The sequence below is a fragment of the Microvirga sp. genome, from assembly GCF_014699075.1.
Classification (GTDB): Bacteria; Pseudomonadota; Alphaproteobacteria; order Rhizobiales; family Beijerinckiaceae; genus Microvirga.
In genome coordinates this window covers 79,771-98,364 of record NZ_JACXAB010000009.1, presented here as the reverse complement: position 1 = coordinate 98,364, position 18,594 = coordinate 79,771, and the positions used below count along the sequence as shown (strand labels likewise).

General features: G+C 64.2%; 17 protein-coding genes. 5 read left to right on the top strand and 12 right to left on the bottom strand.

The genetic code is table 11. The features are described from left to right. Nucleotides 1–3: 3 nt before the first annotated feature. From IC232_RS15580 to IC232_RS15570, 3 genes are all read right to left on the bottom strand, one after another. On the bottom strand, nt 4–669 hold the full coding sequence (locus tag IC232_RS15580; protein ID WP_190845896.1) for a DUF924 family protein: 666 nt from the start codon (nt 667–669) through the stop codon (nt 4–6). Nucleotides 670–752: 83 nt separating this feature from the next. Further along, nucleotides 753–989: an Lrp/AsnC ligand binding domain-containing protein gene (locus IC232_RS15575; RefSeq protein ID WP_114947155.1), complete on the bottom strand. Its 237-nt coding sequence runs from the start codon at nt 987–989 to the stop codon at nt 753–755. 81 nt (nt 990–1,070) lie between these two features. After that, a complete protein-coding gene (locus IC232_RS15570) occupies nt 1,071–2,378 on the bottom strand; it encodes a UDP-glucose dehydrogenase family protein (protein ID WP_190845895.1) in 1,308 nt (435 codons plus the stop codon). Nucleotides 2,379–2,547: 169 nt separating this feature from the next. Between IC232_RS15570 and IC232_RS15565 the strand changes: the two genes are divergently transcribed. Then, nucleotides 2,548–3,561, top strand: a complete 1,014-nt coding sequence (locus tag IC232_RS15565) for an asparaginase (RefSeq protein WP_190845894.1) — start codon at nt 2,548–2,550, stop codon at nt 3,559–3,561. A 13-nt stretch (nt 3,562–3,574) separates the two neighbouring features. Here IC232_RS15565 and IC232_RS15560 read toward each other — a convergent pair whose 3' ends face one another. The 3 genes from IC232_RS15560 to IC232_RS15550 all read right to left on the bottom strand — a co-directional run bounded on the left by IC232_RS15560 (nt 3,575) and on the right by IC232_RS15550 (nt 6,357). Then, complete coding sequence (locus IC232_RS15560) at nt 3,575–4,480, bottom strand: GyrI-like domain-containing protein (RefSeq protein ID WP_409564933.1); 906 nt, start codon at nt 4,478–4,480, stop codon at nt 3,575–3,577. 79 nt (nt 4,481–4,559) lie between these two features. Then, a complete protein-coding gene (gene meaB / locus IC232_RS15555) occupies nt 4,560–5,543 on the bottom strand; it encodes a methylmalonyl Co-A mutase-associated GTPase MeaB (protein ID WP_190845892.1) in 984 nt (327 codons plus the stop codon). Between the two features lie 31 nt (nt 5,544–5,574). After that, nucleotides 5,575–6,357, bottom strand: a complete 783-nt coding sequence (locus tag IC232_RS15550) for a DUF3750 domain-containing protein (protein ID WP_409564932.1) — start codon at nt 6,355–6,357, stop codon at nt 5,575–5,577. Between the two features lie 120 nt (nt 6,358–6,477). On the opposite strand from IC232_RS15550, the gene IC232_RS15545 reads away from it, so the two are divergent. Beyond that, a complete protein-coding gene (locus IC232_RS15545; protein WP_246812232.1) occupies nt 6,478–7,494 on the top strand; it encodes an alpha/beta hydrolase in 1,017 nt (338 codons plus the stop codon). Between the two features lie 23 nt (nt 7,495–7,517). Here IC232_RS15545 and IC232_RS32405 read toward each other — a convergent pair whose 3' ends face one another. From IC232_RS32405 to IC232_RS15515, 6 genes are all read right to left on the bottom strand, one after another. Then, a complete protein-coding gene (locus IC232_RS32405) occupies nt 7,518–8,702 on the bottom strand; it encodes a family 16 glycosylhydrolase (RefSeq protein ID WP_246812231.1) in 1,185 nt (394 codons plus the stop codon). A gap of 187 nt (nt 8,703–8,889) precedes the next feature. Further along, nucleotides 8,890–11,052, bottom strand: a complete 2,163-nt coding sequence (gene scpA, locus IC232_RS15535; RefSeq protein ID WP_190845891.1) for a methylmalonyl-CoA mutase — start codon at nt 11,050–11,052, stop codon at nt 8,890–8,892. Between the two features lie 315 nt (nt 11,053–11,367). After that, nucleotides 11,368–11,736, bottom strand: a complete 369-nt coding sequence (locus IC232_RS15530) for a hypothetical protein (RefSeq protein WP_190845890.1) — start codon at nt 11,734–11,736, stop codon at nt 11,368–11,370. 139 nt (nt 11,737–11,875) lie between these two features. After that, on the bottom strand, nt 11,876–12,250 hold the full coding sequence (locus IC232_RS15525) for a hypothetical protein (protein WP_190845889.1): 375 nt from the start codon (nt 12,248–12,250) through the stop codon (nt 11,876–11,878). A gap of 29 nt (nt 12,251–12,279) precedes the next feature. Then, nucleotides 12,280–14,250 (bottom strand): methylmalonyl-CoA mutase family protein, encoded by a 1,971-nt coding sequence (locus IC232_RS15520; RefSeq protein WP_190845888.1) that lies wholly within the window; start codon nt 14,248–14,250, stop codon nt 12,280–12,282. A 257-nt stretch (nt 14,251–14,507) separates the two neighbouring features. Beyond that, entirely contained in the window at nt 14,508–14,888 is a 381-nt protein-coding gene (locus IC232_RS15515) for a DUF2267 domain-containing protein (protein WP_190845887.1), read from the bottom strand. A gap of 125 nt (nt 14,889–15,013) precedes the next feature. Between IC232_RS15515 and IC232_RS15510 the strand changes: the two genes are divergently transcribed. The 3 genes from IC232_RS15510 (at nt 15,014) to IC232_RS15500 (ending at nt 18,502) form a co-directional block, all read left to right on the top strand. Next, nucleotides 15,014–16,552 (top strand): helicase HerA-like domain-containing protein, encoded by a 1,539-nt coding sequence (locus IC232_RS15510; protein WP_190845886.1) that lies wholly within the window; start codon nt 15,014–15,016, stop codon nt 16,550–16,552. 31 nt (nt 16,553–16,583) lie between these two features. Beyond that, on the top strand, nt 16,584–17,039 hold the full coding sequence (locus tag IC232_RS15505) for a GNAT family N-acetyltransferase (protein ID WP_210335380.1): 456 nt from the start codon (nt 16,584–16,586) through the stop codon (nt 17,037–17,039). Nucleotides 17,040–17,119: 80 nt separating this feature from the next. After that, nucleotides 17,120–18,502: a M20/M25/M40 family metallo-hydrolase gene (locus IC232_RS15500; RefSeq protein WP_190845884.1), complete on the top strand. Its 1,383-nt coding sequence runs from the start codon at nt 17,120–17,122 to the stop codon at nt 18,500–18,502. Nucleotides 18,503–18,594 lie beyond the last annotated feature (92 nt).

Here is an 18,594-nt window from a genome sequence, read left to right as displayed (position 1 = left end):
CTCTCACCCGACGGCGCTGATCGCCGATTGGGCCGAAGCCGGCAACGTCCGCGTATGGACGAAATCACCCTTGGCCAGATAGGCCAGTTCATGCGGCCTCGAGGCGCGGCCCAGAACGGGATTGCGATGTGGGAACCGGCCGAAGCGGGTGATCACGTCGAGATTGGCTGTGGCCTGGCTCAGCGAGAATGCCCAAACGGGCTTGAGGTGCTCCGGTGCTTCCTCAAGGGCCTGTTCCGAGATGGCAACGATGCGCCTCATCCGCTCCAGATGATCCGGACCCTCCGCATGGGCCAGCGGGAGCAGATGGAAGAACCTTTCAAAGGGACTCTGCAGGGCATCGTAATGCCCGTTCCGAAAGCCATCCTCGGCGATGCTCAAGGCGTCCTGATCCGATGAATAAGCTTCGGCCGTCCCGGCAAAGAGGCCGCGCGGAAACTGATCCAGAACGATGATGAGGGACAGGCGCCCGTGTGGGTTTTCCAGCCAATGCTCCAATTGGCCGGAGCGCGCCGCATGCACTATCGGGGTGAAGTGCGCCATTTCCGCATTGGCGCCCCCGCGCATCCACCAGGCGAGCATCTGCCAATGGGCGGCGATGTCGGCGTTCGAGAGATCGACCGGAAACCAGAAGCGGTAGACCTGTTGCCAGTCCATGCGAGATGACATCGGCTCCTCCCTGAAGGAAATCCGATGCTACGCCACGCAGGCCGTTCTCGATGTGACCTGGATCACAGACCGATAGGCAGGCTTCAGAATGCCTTGAAGGTGATGATGGTGTGCGTGTCGGCGATCTCTGGAATGATCTGCACGTTCTCGGCGATGAAGTGGCCGATATCCACGCCGTCATCCACGTGGAACTTGGCGAGGATGTCGTAGTTTCCGGCGGTCGAGTAGATCTCGGACGCGATCTCCCGGTCCGCCAGCGCGTTCGCGACGGCGTAGGTCTTGCCGAGCTTGCACTTGATCTCGACGAAGAAGGTCTGCATGAGCCGCTCCAGGTGGCGCAATCTTTGACATGTCTCTCATGGCATCGGCAGGACCGGCGCGCAAGCCGATCCGGGCAGGGGTCAGGATGGTCGCCCGATGCTCACGTAGGTGAAGCCGTGGCGGCGCATCTCGTCCGGCCGGTAGACGTTGCGCAGGTCGACCACCACAGGCTCGGCCAGGGCCGCCTTCAGGCGGCGCAGGTCCAGGGCCCGGAACGTATCCCATTCGGTCACGAGCACCAGGGCATCGGCGCCACGCGCGCAGTCGTAGGCATCCTTCGTGTAGTGCACGTCCGTCAGCATGGACCGGGCGGCTTCCATGCCCTCCGGATCATAGGCCTTCACCCGGGCGCCGGCATCCTGGAGCGCCGTGATCACGTCGATGGAGGGCGCGTCGCGCATGTCGTCGGTGTTCGGCTTGAAGGTCAGCCCCAGCACTGCAATCGTCTTACCCCGCACGGAACCGCCGCAGGCGGCAATCACCTTGCGGCCCATGGCGCGTTTGCGCTGGCTGTTGACCGCCGCCACCGTCTCCACGAGGCGGATCGGCGCTTCATGATCCTGCGCGGTCTTGATCAGGGCGAGGGTGTCCTTGGGAAAGCATGAGCCGCCATAGCCGGGGCCGGCATGGAGGAACTTGGAGCCGATGCGGTTGTCGAGACCGATGCCCCGGGCCACATCCTGCACGTTGGCGCCCACATGCTCGCACAGGTCCGCGATCTCGTTGATGAAGGTGATCTTGGTGGCGAGGAACGCATTCGCCGCATACTTCGTCAGCTCCGCCGTGCGCCGGGACATGGCGAGCACCGGCGATTGGTTGAGGTAGAGCGGGCGGTAGACGTCGTTCATCACGCTTAAGGCGCGCTCGTCGTCGGTACCGATGACGATGCGGTCCGGGCGCTTGAAGTCGGCAATCGCCGCGCCTTCGCGCAGGAATTCCGGGTTGGACACCACGGCGAAATCCGCATCGGGCCGGGCCTCGCGGATAATGCGCTCCACCTCGTCTCCGGTGCCGACCGGCACGGTGGATTTGGTGACGATCACCGTATAGCCGTCAATGGCCGCGGCAATGTCGCGGGCAGCCTGATAAACATAAGACAGGTCCGCATGGCCGTCGCCGCGCCGGGAGGGGGTGCCCACCGCGATGAACACGGACTCGGCGCTCCTGACCGCCTGGCCTAAGTCGGTGGTGAAGGTGAGGCGCCCCTCGCGCACGTTCTTGGCGACGAGTTCGGCCAGCCCCGGCTCGAAGATCGGGATCTCGCCCCGGTTGAGGGCTTCGATCTTGGCCGGATCCTTGTCGACGCAGCAGACCTCGTGGCCGAAATCCGCAAAGCAGGCGCCGGAGACCAAGCCCACATAGCCTGCTCCGATCATCGCGACATGCATCAGGGGCTCCCCGTTTGTTCGAGCCTTGGGTTTAGGGTGGCGAGCGCCGAGCCGCAAGCCGTCGCTTGCGACGATTTCGCGGTGTCTCGTTGGTATTTTGCAACAACGTCCCCTTTGACTTCTGCCGCCGGTACCTCCACAACACCGCCGCTTTTCAAACGGGGCATTGATGGACAATCCATTTCTTGTCGAGGTCACTCGCGGCCATCTGGTCGAGTCGCGCCACAGGGGCAGCGTCTCGGTGGTGGACGCCGAAGGGGCCACGGTTCTGTCGATCGGCGATGTGGACAGGCGGGTTTTTCCGCGCTCCGCCGTCAAGGCGCTTCAGGCCATGCCGCTGGTCGAAAGCGGGATCGCCGACAAATACGGGCTCTCCGACGAGGAGATCGCGCTGGCCTGCGCGTCACATTCGGGCGAGCCGGCCCATGCGGCGGCGGCAGGATCCATGCTGGCCAAGGCGGGGCAGGATCCCGGCTGCCTCGAATGCGGCACCCATTGGCCCATGGGCGAGGCCGCGAACCGCGCCCTGGCGGCCTCAGGCGGCAGCCCCAGCGCCCTGCACAACAACTGCTCGGGCAAGCATGCGGGCTTCGTCTGCCTCGCCTGCGGCCAGGGGGAGGCGCCTAAGGGCTATGTTCTGGCGGACCATCCGGTCCAGCGCACCGTGCGGGACGCCCTGGAAGATATCACAGGCGCCTGCCACTCGGTCGAGAAGAGCGGCATCGACGGCTGCTCGATCCCCACCTATGCAATCCGGCTCCCGTCGCTCGCTTTCGGGTTTGCCAGGTTCGGCACCGGCATCGGCCTGCCGGGCGAAGGCAGGGCCGCCGCCGCCCGCATCCGCAAGGCCGTGGCCCGCCATCCCTTCATGGTCGCCGGTACCGGCCGCTTCGATACGAAGCTGATGGAGTGTCTCGGCGAGCGCGCCTTCGTGAAAGTGGGCGCGGAGGGCGTCTATTGCGCCTCGTTCCCGGAACTCGGCTACGGGATCGCCCTCAAGGCTGACGACGGCAATGCCCGGGCGGCCGAAGCCATGATGGCCGGCCTCGTCCTCCGCTTCCTTCCCTTAAGCGACAACGAGCGCAAGGTGGTCGAGAGCCTGGCGCAGCCCGTGCTCAAGAACTGGAACGGGATCGAACTCGGCCAGATCCGACCGACCGCGGAGATCATGGGCGCGGCCTAAGTGCGCCGGCTCCTCAGGTCAGGGGCAGAAAGAGGTCCGTTGCGGCCTCGTGTTCGGGCACGTCCGGGAAGAACCGGATCCGCTGGCAGTAAAGCGGGAAGTCGCGCGGCTCCTCTCCGCTCTGCGGGAGCCATGATCCGTAGAGGTACATGATCGCGGCGCCGAGGCTGTCTTCGGAGCCGACGTGGCGCAACACGGCACAGCGTCCACCAGGAATCGTCTTGATCCTGATTCCTGCATTGTTCGGTACCACGTCCCAGTCGGTTGCCACGCCAATATCGAGCCTGAACTCCGCAGCCGGCGTAATATCCAGATCGTCATAAAAGATGTTGAAGACCGGAGATGCCTTCGGCACTCCGTTCTCCTTACGCCAAGCGATGAATCGGCGCACGGACGCGCCGATCAGCGTTGGAGCGCCGCGGTGCTCCAACACGGCCAATCGGATGTCCGGGGTGGTCTCGATGCACACGTCATCACTGCTCCATGTTCTTCGCATATGGATTCTCCTTGCTTCGGTCACAGGTTGGTAGACTGCGTGCCAAGGCGTCCATTGCGGCTGGTTTCTGAACTCGCTCGGGCTCTGCCCGAAGTTCTTTTTGAAGGCCCGAGCGAAAGCTTCCGGTCCCTCATATCCGGCATCGAGGGCGATCTGGAAAATCGACTCCTCGCTCCTGAAGGCGAGCTTGTAAGAGGCCCGTCTGAGGCGGGCGAGTTGCACGTACCGGTGAACGTTGATCCCGAAGAGTGCAACGAACTGCCGATGGAAGTGGTATCGGGAAAACGCCGCAACGCCGCTCAAGACTTCAAGGCTCAGATCCTCGTCGAGATGCTCCTCGATATGCTTGAGGGTTCTTCGAAGCCGATCCTGGTAGTGTTTGGTGGCAGGCGCCGTCACAGAGACCTCCGTCTTGACGGTCACAGGCTTAGCTGCTTTCCCAGAACCAAACCTGACGGATCTTGCGGATCTGCTGGGTCCGGGTGCCATTGCAGGCGATTGCCTAGATCCCCAAGAGCTTCACGACCTCACTTGCCGCCGCGTTGGGCGACAGCGTGCCGTCGGCAATGGCGCGCTCGATCTCCGGTACGCGCTGGCGCAGGGCAGGGTCGTGGGCGAGGCGTTCGTGCAGGCGCTCATGGACGAGGGCCCACATCCATTTCGTGTCCTGCGCCCGCCGCTTGGCGGCAAGCTCCCCGGTGGCCTCCAGGCGCTTGCGGTGGTCGAGAACCTTGGTCCAGAGCTCATCGAGACCCTGGCCGGTCAGGCCTGACACCGTCAGCACGGGCGGCGTCCAGGTGGGCGAGGCAGGAGCCAGGATATGCAGGGCCGCCTTGTACTCGGCCGCTGCCGCTTTCGCCTTGGCGCCGGCATCGTCCGCCTTGTTGACGGCGATCAGGTCGGCAAGCTCCAGGATGCCCTTCTTGATCCCCTGCAACTCGTCGCCGGCGCCCGGCAGCATGAGCACGAGAAAGAAGTCGGTCAGATCCGCGACCGCCGTCTCCGACTGCCCGACGCCCACGGTCTCCACAAGGATCACATCGAACCCGGCCGCCTCGCAGAGCAGCATCGTCTCGCGGGTCTTGGCCGCGACGCCGCCAAGCGTCCCGGAGGAGGGCGAGGGGCGGATGAAGGCGTTCGGATCGGCTGCCAGCCGCGCCATGCGGGTCTTGTCGCCGAGGATCGCGCCGCCGGTGCGGGTGGAGGAGGGGTCGACCGCGAGCACGGCGACCTTGTGGCCCTTCTCGGTGAGCATGGAGCCCAGGGTGTCGATAGTGGTGGACTTGCCCACGCCGGGAACGCCGGTGATGCCGATGCGCACGGCCTTGCCGGTGAGTGGCATCAGCCTCTGAAGAAGAGCCCGCGCCGCCTCCCGGTGGTCGGGACGGCGCGATTCCATGAGCGTGATGGCGCGCGCCAGCGCGGCGCGATCGCCGCTAGCGACCATCTCAGCCGTCACTGCTGCCTTTTGTGAGCCCCCGGTCATACGGGAGCTTTAGCGCATTATGCGAAGGCTTTCACCAAGTGATCGGGTCCATCCCAAATCGTCCCCAGGCGGGAATCTTGATGGCTGGCCGGCGCAGGTCGAGGCCGGCCACGAGCCCCATGAAATCGAGCTCGATGCCCTCGATCCAGCCGACCGCGATGCCCGCATAGCCGCCGAGCGAGATCTGGATGCCGGTGCGGCTCGGGGTCAGGCCCACGATGTCGCGCCAGGGCTGCCAGTCCTTGCCGAGCGCCGTGGGCGGCAGGGGAGCGGCGAGCTCGGGGACCGAGCGCATCACATGCGCCACGAAGGTGTTGGAGTTCGGGCCGGGCCAGGCGTTGTAGGCGCCGAAGGTCTGGTAGGGATAGCTCGCCACGGCCTGGCGCACCTGCGGGATCAGCCGCTCGGCCTCGGGGCCCTCGATCACCACCACCGGATGGGGCGCGTTGCCGAACCAGCGACCGTCCGGCGCCCAGCCGTTGGTGCGCACGGGGCTGCCCCAGCCGACCTTGTCGTAGCGGGTGTACTGGCGGGCGCCGGCCTCCTTCACCACCACCCAGGTATGATGTGCGAAGATGCCGCGCCAACGCCCAACCCGTGCGGCATAGACCGCCACGATCGCCTTAGGGGCTTCCGTGGCTGCCGGCAGGAGCTTCGCGCTCGACCAGTCGGCCGCCCCCCAATTCGGCGCGATATCGTCGCGCAGGGTCCACCAGAGGGCATGAGCTCCCAGGGGAAGGATGAAAAGGGCAACGATGACAAGGAAGGTGCGGGCGAGGGCGGCGAGCATGGGCTGAAGGTACGGTTCGTTCACCTCGGCATCAAGGCATCGAACCCTGCGGCCCCGTTCACCAATGCTTTACCGCAATCCGGCACGAGTGGGGCTGCGGCAGGGTTCCCGCCTTGCGCATGCCATGATCGAGGGCGAAACAGCATGACCTTTTTTGTCTCCTCCCGAATCCCAAGGCCCATGCGCTTCTCCTTGTCCCGCCTCACCATCGTCTGTCTTGCCGGCTTTGCCCTGTCCGGCTGCGTCGGAGAGGATTCGGCGCTCGTCAGCCCCGCTTCCTTCAAGATCGGCCTCGAGAAGGACCCGAAGCTCCTTGTCGCGACCACGCGGCTCCCGGTGGGTGATCCGCCCAAGAAGCCCTGGTTCAGCAGCGAGCGCTCGGCGGACATGATCTTCGCGGAGGCGCGCCTGACGCCGCCGTCCGATTCGCTCCTCAGCCGCGTGACGGCGAGCGATTGGAGCATCGCGAAGGTCGAGAATGTGGAGCGGAGCAACGCCGCGCAGGCCTTCGCCCAGGCCGCCTTCGGACGCGACCTGCTGCTCTACATCCACGGCTACAAGGAAAGCTTCGAGACGGCCGCGACCTCGACCGTCGACCTCTCCGAGGGCATCAAGTTCGCGGGCGTGACCGGTCTTTTCACCTGGCCGTCCGCCGCCTCGACCTTCAGCTACGTGGCCGACCGCGAAAGCGCCATGTGGTCCCGCGACTCGCTGGAGGATCTGCTGACCGCCATCGCCAAGACCCCGAGCGGCGGGCGCATCCACCTCGTGGCGCACAGCATGGGCACGCTGCTGACCCTGGAGACTCTGCGCATGCTGCGCGCGTCGGGCGGCGAGAGCGCCATGGAGCGCATCGGCGCCGTGGTGATGGCGGCGCCCGACATCGACATCGACCTGTTCGCCCGCGGCCTGGAGCGTCTCGGGTCGGATGCGAAGAAGATCACCGTGATCAGCTCCACCAACGACCGGGCGCTCGCCGTCTCGAGCCGCCTCGCCGGCGGGATCGTGCGGGCAGGGGCGGCCGACCGCGAGCGGCTGGAGGCTCTGGGCGTGCGCGTGGCCGACGCCTCGGAGTTCGGCGGCGGCATCATCAACCACGACCTGTTCCTGTCCAACAAGGAAGTGCAGCAGGTGGTGAAGCGGGCCATCGAGCGGTCCTGATGGACCGCCCGACAGAGCAACGCTCAGACGATGAAGAAGTCGTCGTAGGCGAGCTGGGCCTTCGTCACGCCGTCGAAGGTGATGGAGCCGCCGTCAGCCAGCTTGAGAACCGCATCGCCGGCGGCATCGTCCTTGATCATCCGATAGAGACCGGAGAAGTTCTTCTGGCCGGCGAGTGCCTTCGTGATCCGCACCACGTCTCCGGCAAGGGGATCGAAGTCGAGGATCACGTCGTGGCCGCTTGGCCCGATCCGGTAGAGGAAGGTATCCGCGCCGCTGCCGCCGGCCATGGTGTCGTTGCCTTTGAGGCCCTCAAGCGTGTCGTTCCCGGCAAAGGCATTGATCGTGTCATCGACGATGCCGGCATGAATGTCGCCGACGAGAATGTCGGCTCCCGACCCGCCTGAGATCGTCCGGACGACCACCACGTCGGGTGTTTCATCGAGCGCCCAGGCGCGGATATAATCGATCTGGAATTCTGCCGGGAACTGGGTTGTCTCATCCGGGGCGCCCGGCCAGTTGCCGCCAACCGTCAGGCTCGCGAGCAGATACATCGGCTCGTCCATGCCCGCGGGCGTTGCCATGGAGTAAACCTCCATGCCATCGAGGTAATAGGTGATCGAATCCGCTGTCCACAGGGTGCCGTAGCTGTGGAAGCCGAGGGAGAGATCGATCCCTGTCGAAATGCCCTGCGTGTCGAAGGCATGGCCGCCTGATGCATCGGTCCAGTGCGAGCCGACGTAATAGGTCGAGGGATCGTGGCCGAGCAGCTCCAGTACGTCGATCTCCGGCGGCCAGTTGCCGCTCTGCGGCAGCAGCCAGAACGCCGGCCACAGCCCCTGGCCGGATGGCACCTGGGCCGAGATTTCGAAGTAGCCGTAGGTCTGCGAGAAGGTGCCGTGGGTGTTGATGAGCCCCGACACGTAAGGGAGGCCGTCCGTCAGGCTCTTGTCGGGGGAGGGCCGGGCCGTGATCGTCAGGATGCCGTCGCCGGCCTCACGAGGGTCTGCCGAAATGCTGAACGGGTCGAGATGCGGGTTCCGCTGGATGACCGCCGTCGAGCGGTCGGCAAAGTACTGCATCTCGCCATTGCTCGCGAGGGTGCGCCCGCCCCACCAGTATTTCGTGCCCCAAATTGAAGTGTCGAGATAGCTGCCGGTGAACTCGTCAGAAAAGGTGAGCGTGTAGCCGTCCAGATTAAGTGCCATGAACAATCCTCAAAGAAATTATCTGAAAAAGATCTTTGAGGGATGTTTCCTGTACGGCAGGACGGACGCAATCCGTAGAACCACCTATTTCAGTGCCATGCTTAATGCATCGCTAATGTTGGTCGGGCATGTATTCGCACCGATTGAGATGTCAGGATGCCTTCCAGGAGAGACGTGAGGCGGCGCGCTATTCCGCCGCCTGTTTCGGGCCATATCCGAGTCTCTGGTTGAGATCCTCGATGAGGTTCACGGCGGCATCCGCAATCACAGTACCGGGCGGGAAGATCGCCGAGGCGCCGGCCTGATACAGGGCGTCGAAATCTTGCGGCGGGATCACGCCGCCGACCACGATCATGATGTCGTCGCGGCCGAACTTGGCCAGCTCGCTTTTCAGCTCCGGCACGAGCGTCAGGTGGCCGGCGGCGAGCGACGAGACACCGATGATGTGCACGTCGTTCTCGATGGCCTGACGGGCTGCTTCCTCGGGGGTTGCGAAAAGCGGGCCGATATCCACGTCGAAGCCGAGATCGGCGAAGGCCGAGGCGATCACCTTCTGGCCCCGGTCGTGCCCGTCCTGTCCCATCTTGGCGACGAGAATGCGCGGACGGCGTCCATCGTCGTGCTCGAACTGTTCGACCAGATTGCGGATCTTCTCCACGGCTGGCGACGCCATGCCGACCTCCCGTTTGTACACGCCCGAAATCGCCTTGATCTCGGCCCGGTGACGACCCCAGACCTTCTCCAGGGCATCGGAAATCTCACCCACCGTCGCCTTGGCGCGGGCGGCCTTCACGGCGAGGTCGAGCAGGTTGCCGTTGCCCGCCGCTCCCTCTGACAAGGCGGCAAGAGCTGCATCCACATCAGCCTGGTTGCGATCGGCTTTCAGGCGCCTGAGCTTCTCTATCTGGCTCGCGCGCACGGCGGCGTTGTCGACCTTCAGGATGTCGATGGAGGCTTCGTCCGTGGACTTGAAGCTGTTCACGCCGATGATCTTCTGATGGCCGGAATCGATGCGCGCCTGCGTGCGGGCCGCCGCCTCCTCGATCTTCAGCTTCGGAATGCCGGCCTCGATGGCTTTCGCCATGCCACCAAGCGACTCGACTTCCTGGATATGCGCCCAGGCCCTCTCGGCCAGCTCGTAGGTGAGGCGCTCGACGTAATAGGAGCCGCCCCACGGATCGATGATGCGCGTGGTGCCGCTTTCCTGCTGTAGGAAGAGCTGCGTGTTGCGGGCGATGCGGGCCGAGAAGTCCGTGGGTAGGGCCAGCGCTTCGTCGAGCGCGTTGGTGTGCAGCGACTGCGTGTGGCCTTGGGTTGCCGCCATCGCCTCGATGCAGGTGCGCGTGACGTTGTTGAACACGTCCTGCGCCGTGAGCGACCAGCCGGATGTCTGCGAGTGGGTGCGCAAGGGAAGCGACTTCTCGCTCTGTGGATTGAAGCCCTTCACGAGCTTCGCCCAGAGGAGGCGCGCGGCGCGCATCTTGGCCACTTCCATGAAGAAGTTCATGCCGACCGCCCAGAAGAACGACAGGCGCGGGGCGAACTGGTCGATGGTGAGCCCTGCCGCAATGCCGGCGCGGATGTATTCGACGCCGTCGGCAAGCGTATAGGCGAGCTCCAGGTCCTGCGTCGCGCCCGCTTCCTGCATGTGGTAGCCGGAGATCGAAATCGAGTTGAACTTCGGCATGTTCGCTGAGGTGTATGCGAAGATGTCCGAGATGATGCGCATCGACCCTTTCGGCGGGTAGATGTAGGTGTTGCGCACCATGAACTCTTTGAGGATATCGTTCTGGATTGTGCCCGACAGCTTGGAGGCGGGCACGCCCTGTTCCTCGGCCGCGACGATGTAGAGCGCCAGGATCGGCAGCACCGCGCCGTTCATGGTCATCGACACGCTCATCTGATCGAGCGGGATGCCGGCGAACAGGGTGCGCATGTCGTAGATGGAATCGATGGCGACCCCTGCCATGCCCACATCGCCCGACACGCGCGGATGGTCGGAATCGTAGCCGCGATGAGTTGCGAGATCGAAGGCCACCGACAGGCCCTTCTGGCCGGCAGCCAGGTTACGGCGGTAGAAGGCGTTGGAATCCTCAGCCGTGGAGAAGCCCGCATACTGGCGCACGGTCCAGGGCTGGTTCACGTACATGGTGGGGTAGGGGCCGCGGAGGTAGGGCGCGATGCCAGGATAGGTGTCGAGGAAATCGAGGCCGACGCGATCTTCCGGCCCGTAGGATCCCTTCACGGCAATCCCCTCCGGCGTCAGCCACGGCTCGGGCGAAGACTTCGAAGAGGATGCCAGAGGAGCGTCCGTGAAAGCGACGCTCGAAAAATCCGGGATGCTGGTCATGGGATGAAGCGGATGCCCTTGCCGGTGGAAACGGATCGAATGGGGGTCATTCTAGGGCATCCGGTATCGGCAGGCTATCGGAGCATGGTTGGACACCCCGACATCCTCCTCGTCATCCCCGGGCGTGTCCCGGGGATCCACGTCTTTATGCCGCTCTGGCCCCTAAGACGTGGATGGCCGGAACAAGTCCGGCCATGACGGTGAGGGTGTCATCCCCGGCGAGCCGCAGGCTAGGGAAGGGGATCAACGATCAGGCGCAGCGCTATGGATTTCCTTCCCCTCCGCTGCGCTCCGGCCGGGAATGACAAGAGTGTGTCATCCCCGCTTCTCGGCATTCCAATAGCCGGAGCAGACCCGGCCGCCGGACGTCGTCCATGTCCCGCGTCCCGTGGCTCCGGAAAGGCGGCCTGAGACGTTTGCCCGGTCCTGCCCACGCGAGATGCTGGCCGACACGGAGCCGTTTTGTTGCACGCGGCCGTTCACGTTGAAGCTCTCAGGGCCGCCGTAACGGGCTTGGCCGTTCTGCACGATGACCGGATACCGATAGGCCCGGTCGCAGGCGCCCTGCTCGGTAACGACCTCCACGCTCCAGTTGCCGTCGAACCGGTTCGCTTGCGCTTGGGCCTCGGGCGTCAGCACGAGGGCCGCCATAGCGGCTCCGCCAAGCCAGGAAAGAACACGCATCAAACACTCCTGAAACAACATTGGGTTGGTTGAACCAACGTGGGTCTTTTGAGGACGGTTCCTCTTCATGGCAGACGGTCGCAGGCACAAAAAAGCCGCCGCATCGGGTGATGCAGCGGCTTGAGGAAAGCGCGGCCGATCAGCTCTGGGCGACGCTGGAGCGCTTCTGGGCATTCCAGCGGCCGGAGCAGCCGTAAGAATCGACCTTCCAGACGCCCGAGCCGGCCTGACCTGCCAAGCTACCTGAAGCCTGGGCCTGGGCGGAGCTGCGGCGGATCGCGAGGCTCACGGAACCGTTGGAAGCAATTTGGCCGCTGATCTGCGCCGGGGCATCGCCGGGATCGCCGTGGTAGCGGACATTCCCCTGCTCGACCGTGATGGCATAGGTGTTGGTGCCGCAGATGCCGGAATCCGTCACCATCTGCACCTGCCAGGTGCCGTCGTGCTTGCTCTTGGGGGCAGCCAGGGCTGCGGTGCTGCAGAGCATGCCGAGGCTGAGGGCCGTAGCCGTCATCCTCCCGGTTCGTGGCCGGGAGGACAATCTCAAGGCTCCACGCAGGCCTTATCGAGGGCCTCGGCGAGAATCTTGAGGGTATCGCACCCGGTGAAAATAAAGGTTGTTATACCGGCCTCGGTCAGCTCTTTTTGATCTTCACCAGGGCGGCCAGCCAGGAACAAAAGTTTTGTTCCGGCCTGACGCAAGGTACTTGCGGTCGCAGGGGCATGAAGTCTGTAAATCTCGTCAGTAGAGCAGATGCAGCTAATTTTGGCTTTACTGTCGATGAATGCTTTTTCTATGCTGTTCTGATCTGTTAACCCATCGTTCATGATGGCTTCTATGCCAGCAGTCTCGAAGAAATTCTTGGCAAAGGTTGCGCGGGCGGTGAAATCGGCTGCGGATCCGAGGTTGGCGAGAAAGACCTGCGGCCTTGAACCGGTTCTGGCCTGATAGGCGTCGGAGATGTCGCGCAGGCGTTCGAAAGCTTCCGCGGTGCGGACAGAGGGCAGGGGAGCAACTGCCACGGCGGACGAGCCTGCTGCCGTCATGGCAAGCTGCGGCAGCGTTGCTCCATCCGCAGCCATCTGCACGAGGGAGGCGAACAGGGTTTCTCCCGAGGGCGCAGCAGCCTGCGGTGGCGAGCCGCCGTTCTGCTCCGCGGCCGCCATGGGCATCAGGACCGTTACGTCCGCTTCGTTGATGTTCGGGAACTCGCTCGTCCCGGTGATCGGCTCCTTGCGGGTGGCGACGGCCTTCTCCCGCTGGGCACGAACAGTTGCGATCCGACCCTGGAGGGTTTCGCCCTTCAGAGTTTCCAGAATGCCGCCCTCGCGCTCGATCTCCTGGAATAGCCCCCAGGCCTTCTCGCACAATGCATCGGTGAGCGCCTCGAACCCGCCGGCGCCGGCAGCAGGATCGGCCACGCGGGCGAGGTTGGACTCGTCGAGCAGGATCAGTTGCGTGTTGCGCGCAAGCCTTCGGGCGAAGGCATCGGGCAGGCCGAGCGCCGCAGTGAACGGCAGCACGGTGATCGCATCCGCGCCGCCGATGCCGGCCGAGAAGGCCGCGATGGTGGTGCGCAGCATGTTCACCCACGGATCGCGCCGCGTGGTCATGCGCCAGGCGGTTTCCGCGTGCAGGCGGATCGGCCTCGGTTCCAGGCCGCAGGCCTGCTCGACACGCGCCCACAGGCGGCGCAGGGCCCGGAGCTTTGCCACGGTGAGAAACTCGGCCGCATCGGCCACGAGCAAGAATGACAGCGAGCGGCGTGCTGCATCGAGCGAATGCCCTGCGGCTTCCAGGCCACGTAGATAACTCAAGCCGGTCGCCAGCACAGCCGCGAGCTCCTGCGCCTCGCTGGCGCCGGCTTCATGATAGACACGCCCATCGGCAAGGAAAGCGCGGCCGGTGAAGCCCTTTGATGTCAGGTGGGCGAGGGTGTCGCCCATGCGTTGCGCCATTGCGTCCCATGACGCCGACATCCGGCCCATGGCCGCCATGGCGCCGACGGGATCAAGGCCGAGATCGAGGGAGAGTTCGGAGAGCCTGTGGCTGCGTCGCTCGGCCAGTGCCAACGTGAGCGCGGCCATCTGGCGACCATGTTCGCCGGCATCGACGCGCAGGTGAATGAGATCGAGCATCACACCGTCAAGCGTCCGGTCGAGATCCTCGATGGAGTTGATCGCCACCCCGAAGCCGCGCGCGGCGGGAGCCTTACGGGTGACGAAGGTCAGCGCATCGGCGCCGCCTTCGAGATCCATGAGGGCCAGCTCGTTCGCCTTTGCCGGATCCGGATGGTCGACGCGCTGCGAGACACGCCAGCGGCCGGCCTGCTCGCGGGCAACCGGCGTGGATCCTTCCGCCTTCGGGTAGAGCGGCTGAATGTCGATGCTGTCATGGCTGCGGGAAACGAGCTTCTTCTGGAAGTCCGCACCCTTCAGCACGCCCTCGACCAGCTTGAGCCATTGCTCGCGGGTCGCTTGCGGGAAATCGGCGGCAAGAGAGAGATCGTCCATGAGGGCCTCGTCCGGAGGAAGGCTGCGCGAATTGCGCGGACAATACCGGGAGGAGAAGGCCGTGGGAATGCCCTAAAGGATGGGTTGAAAGAAGATGCAGGTGCCGCTTTCCGCCGTCATCCCCGTGTCTGTCCCGGGGATCCACGTCTTTGCACCGCTGTGGTTCCCAAGACGTAGATGGCCGGAACAAGTCCGGCCATGAAGAGTGTGGACCTTGCATCCGAACCTTGGTCCCTCTTCCAGGAGAGGGAAGAGGTTCAAACGAACTGCGAAAGCCCTGGGATCGAACCGACGATCGGGCCCATCACGTCCTCGCCGGCCTTCTCGCGGCCGTAGGTGAAGAGCTCCTTGCCCAGCGGCTGCATCTGGCCCATGGACACGCCGATGCCCATGAGCTGTCCGCCGAGCGCCATCACGCCGCCGCCCATGGAGCCCATCATGCCCATGAGACCGCCGCTGGCGCCGGTCTTGCCCTCCTCGATGGCTTCCGTCGCGCCCGGAAGTGCCTGGATCAGCTGGTTCACCTCGCTCGAGGGTCCTTCTTTTTGGAGGTAGCCGAGGATGATGCCGATCGCCTTGCGGGCGGTGGCCTGATCGAGACCGGTCTTCTGCGTCACGCGGGCAATGAGCTCTTCCATCTGATTCTCCTGAGACTGGAACGGGGCCGATAGTTCATATCTGAACTGTTTAATCAAGAATTCCGAGAGTGGAAACTCGCGGCAACGCTTCTAAGATCCATTATGGGACTCTGGAGGGACTCGTGATGCTGCAGGACGGGAAGATCTTTATCGGGAAGAGCACGAAGCCCGAATATCTTGATCTCAGGCTCGCTAACCGGCACGGCCTCGTGACTGGAGCGACGGGCACGGGCAAGACCGTCTCCCTGCAGGTGCTGGCGGAAGGCTTCTCCAACGCAGGCGTCCCGGTCTTTGCCGCCGACATCAAGGGTGATCTCTCCGGCATGGCGGCGCCAGGCAACGGCAAGGAGCCTCTGGTCAAACGCGCCAAGGACATCGGCGTCGAGTACGTGCCGGACAAGTTCCCCGTGGTGTTCTGGGACCTGTTCGGCGAGCAGGGGCATCGGGTGCGGGCGACGATTTCCGAGATGGGGCCGCTGCTGCTCTCGCGCCTGCTCGATCTCAACGACACGCAGGAGGGCGTGCTCAACATCGTCTTCCGCATTGCCGACGAGCAGGGCCTGCTGCTCCTCGACCTGAAGGATCTGCGCGCGTTGCTGCAGCTCGTCTCCGACAATGCCAGCCAGCTCACCACCACCTACGGCAATGTGTCGAAGGCGACCATCGGCACTATCCAGCGCCAACTCCTCGTGCTGGAGAACCAGCAGGGCGACGAGTTCCTCGGCGAGCCGGCGCTGGACATCAAGGACCTGATGCGCACGGATCGCGACGGGCGCGGCATCGTCAACATCCTAGCGGCGGACAAGCTCATGAGCAATCCGCGGCTCTACGCCACCTTCCTCCTGTGGCTCATGTCGGAACTGTTCGAGGAGCTGCCGGAGGTTGGCGACCTCGACCAGCCCAAGATGGTGTTCTTCTTCGACGAGGCGCATCTGCTCTTCAACGATGCGCCGAAGGCGCTCGTCGAGACGGTGGAGCGGGTGGTGCGCCTCATCCGATCCAAGGGCGTCGGTGTCTATTTCATCACCCAGAACCCGATCGACGTCCCTGAAAGCGTGCTGGCGCAGCTCGGCAACCGGGTCCAGCACGCGCTGCGCGCCTATACTCCGCGCGAGCAGAAGGCCGTGCGGGCGGCCGCCCAGTCCTTTCGGGAAAATCCAGCTTTCGACACGGAGAAGGCCATCACTGAGCTCGGCGTCGGCGAGGCGCTGGTCTCGACGCTCGAGGGCAAGGGCGCGCCGTCCATGGTGGAGCGTACGCTCATCGCGCCGCCCATGGCGCAGGTGGGGCCGATCGAGCTGAACGAGCGCCAGCAGATCATCGCGTCGAGCCCCATGAAGGGAAAGTACGATCAGTCCATCGACGTGGAATCGGCTTACGAGATGCTCGCCAAGCGCGCCGAGCAGGCAGCCACCGAGGCGAAGGCAGCCGAAGGGGGAGGCGGCATCCTCGACATGCTGGGCGGCCTCTTCGGCTCCGGCCCGCAGCGCAAGGGCTCCATGACGGTGACGCAGCGTGTAACGCGTGAGGTGACGCGGACCATCGTCAACCAGACGGTCGGCAACCTTGCGGCCGAGATCGGCAAGTCCATCGGCGGTCGCCAGGGCAGCTCCATCGGCCGCGCCATCGTGCGCGGGACCTTGGGTGGATTGCTGAGACGGTAAAGGTCAGCCAATCTCGTGCTTGTTATTGATGATGTCTGATATTCGCCTGGCACAGCGTGAAGATCTGGCCGCCGTCGAGGCGCTCGTCACTGTGGCCTATACTCAGTATATCCCGCTCATCGGCCAAAAACCCGGACCGATGGGCGACGACTATTCCGCTCTGATCGAGAAGCGGTGCGTCTATGTTCTCTCCAGTGAGAATAAACTCGCCGGAATGCTCGTTCTTCTTCCGGAAGACGACACCATGCTTCTCGACAATGTGGCCGTGCATCCGGATATGCAGGGACGGGGCTATGGGCGTGCGCTGATTGCCTTCGCGGTGAGGCGCTCCATTGAGCGTGGATTCAAGGCCATTCGGCTCTACACGAACGAGGCCATGACCGGGAACGTCCGTCTTTATGAACGTCTGGGGTTTGTGGAGACCCACCGGGCGGAGGAGAAGGGCTTCCGCCGTGTTTATATGACGAAGCCTTTGGTCTCATCCTGAGCCCCAATCTCGGGCTTGCGATCACCAGGGTGATGAGAGTACCTCTTGGAGCGACCTCGTCCACAAGGCATATGTTCCCCATGTCCAAGCTCGACCAAGTTCTGCAGCGTATCGACTCTGACCTCGATTCTTCTCTGGAGCGCCTGTTCCAGTGGCTCAAGGTTCCGTCCATCTCCACGGATCCCGCTTACAAGGACCATTGCCGCAAAGCCGGCCAGTGGCTCGTGGATGAGCTGAAGAGCATCGGCATCGAGGCTTCTTTACGCGAGACAGGCGGGCACCCGGCCGTGGTCGGCCATGCTCAGGGCGATGCGAAGCTGCATGTGCTGTTCTACGGCCACTACGACGTGCAGCCGGTCGACCCGCTGGAGCTGTGGGAGACGCCGCCCTTCGAGCCGCGCATGATCACGCTGCCCGACGGCCGCAAGGCCATCAGCGCCCGCGGCTCCTCCGACGACAAGGGGCAGGTGATGACCTTCGTCGAAGCCTGCCGCGCCTGGAAGGCCGAGACGGGCTCGCTGCCGATCAATATCACGTTCCTGGTCGAGGGTGCTGAGGAGGACGGCTCCAAATTTCTCCCTGAGTTCATCGAGGCCAACAAGGACGAGCTGAAGGCTGACGTGGCGCTCGTCTGCGACACCGGCATGTGGGACCAGAATACGCCCGGCATCACCTCTTCCCTGCGCGGCATGGTCTATGAGGAGATCATCGTCCGCTGCGCCGACCGCGATCTCCATTCGGGCACTTTCGGCGGCGCGGCCCGCAACCCGATCCATGTGCTGTCGAAGATCATCGCGGCGTTTCACGACGACAATGGCCGCATCACCATTCCGGGCTTTTACGACGGCGTGCATGAGACGCCCACGCAGGTCTTGGAGCAGTGGAAGGGCCTGAACCTCACGGAGGAGGAGTTCCTCGGGCAGGTGGGCTTGAAGCACTCGGCCGGCGAGAAGGGACGCATGCTCATCGAGCAGATCCAGTCCCGCCCGACCTGCGACGTGAACGGCATCATCGGCGGCTATACGGGCGAGGGCACCAAGACGGTGATCGCGTCGGAAGCGCGCTGCAAGGTCTCGTTCCGCCTTGTGGGCGATCAGGATCCGGTTGCGATCTCCAAGAACTTCGAGGCATTCGTCCGCGAGCGGATTCCTGCCGATTGCTCGGTGGAGTTCATTCATCACAAGGGCTCGCGGGCGCTCGCGCTGCCGCACGACTTCCCGGCCATCACGGCCGCGAAGTCCGCGCTGTATGACGAGTGGCAGAAGGATCCCATCGTCATCGGCATGGGCGGCTCGATCCCGGTTGGCGGCGACTTCAAGCGCACGCTTGGCCTCGACACCCTCTTCGTCGGCTTCGGCCTCGACGACGACCGCATCCACTCGCCGAACGAGAAATACGACCTCAAGAGCTTCCACAAGGGCACCCGCTCCTGGGCACGCATTCTGGCGGCTCTGGCGAAGTGAGACTGACACCCGCTGTCATTCCGGGGCGGCCATGGGCCGAGCCCGGAATCCATAAACACGACTTCACATGGAAAGAGTGAGCAGCGTTACGC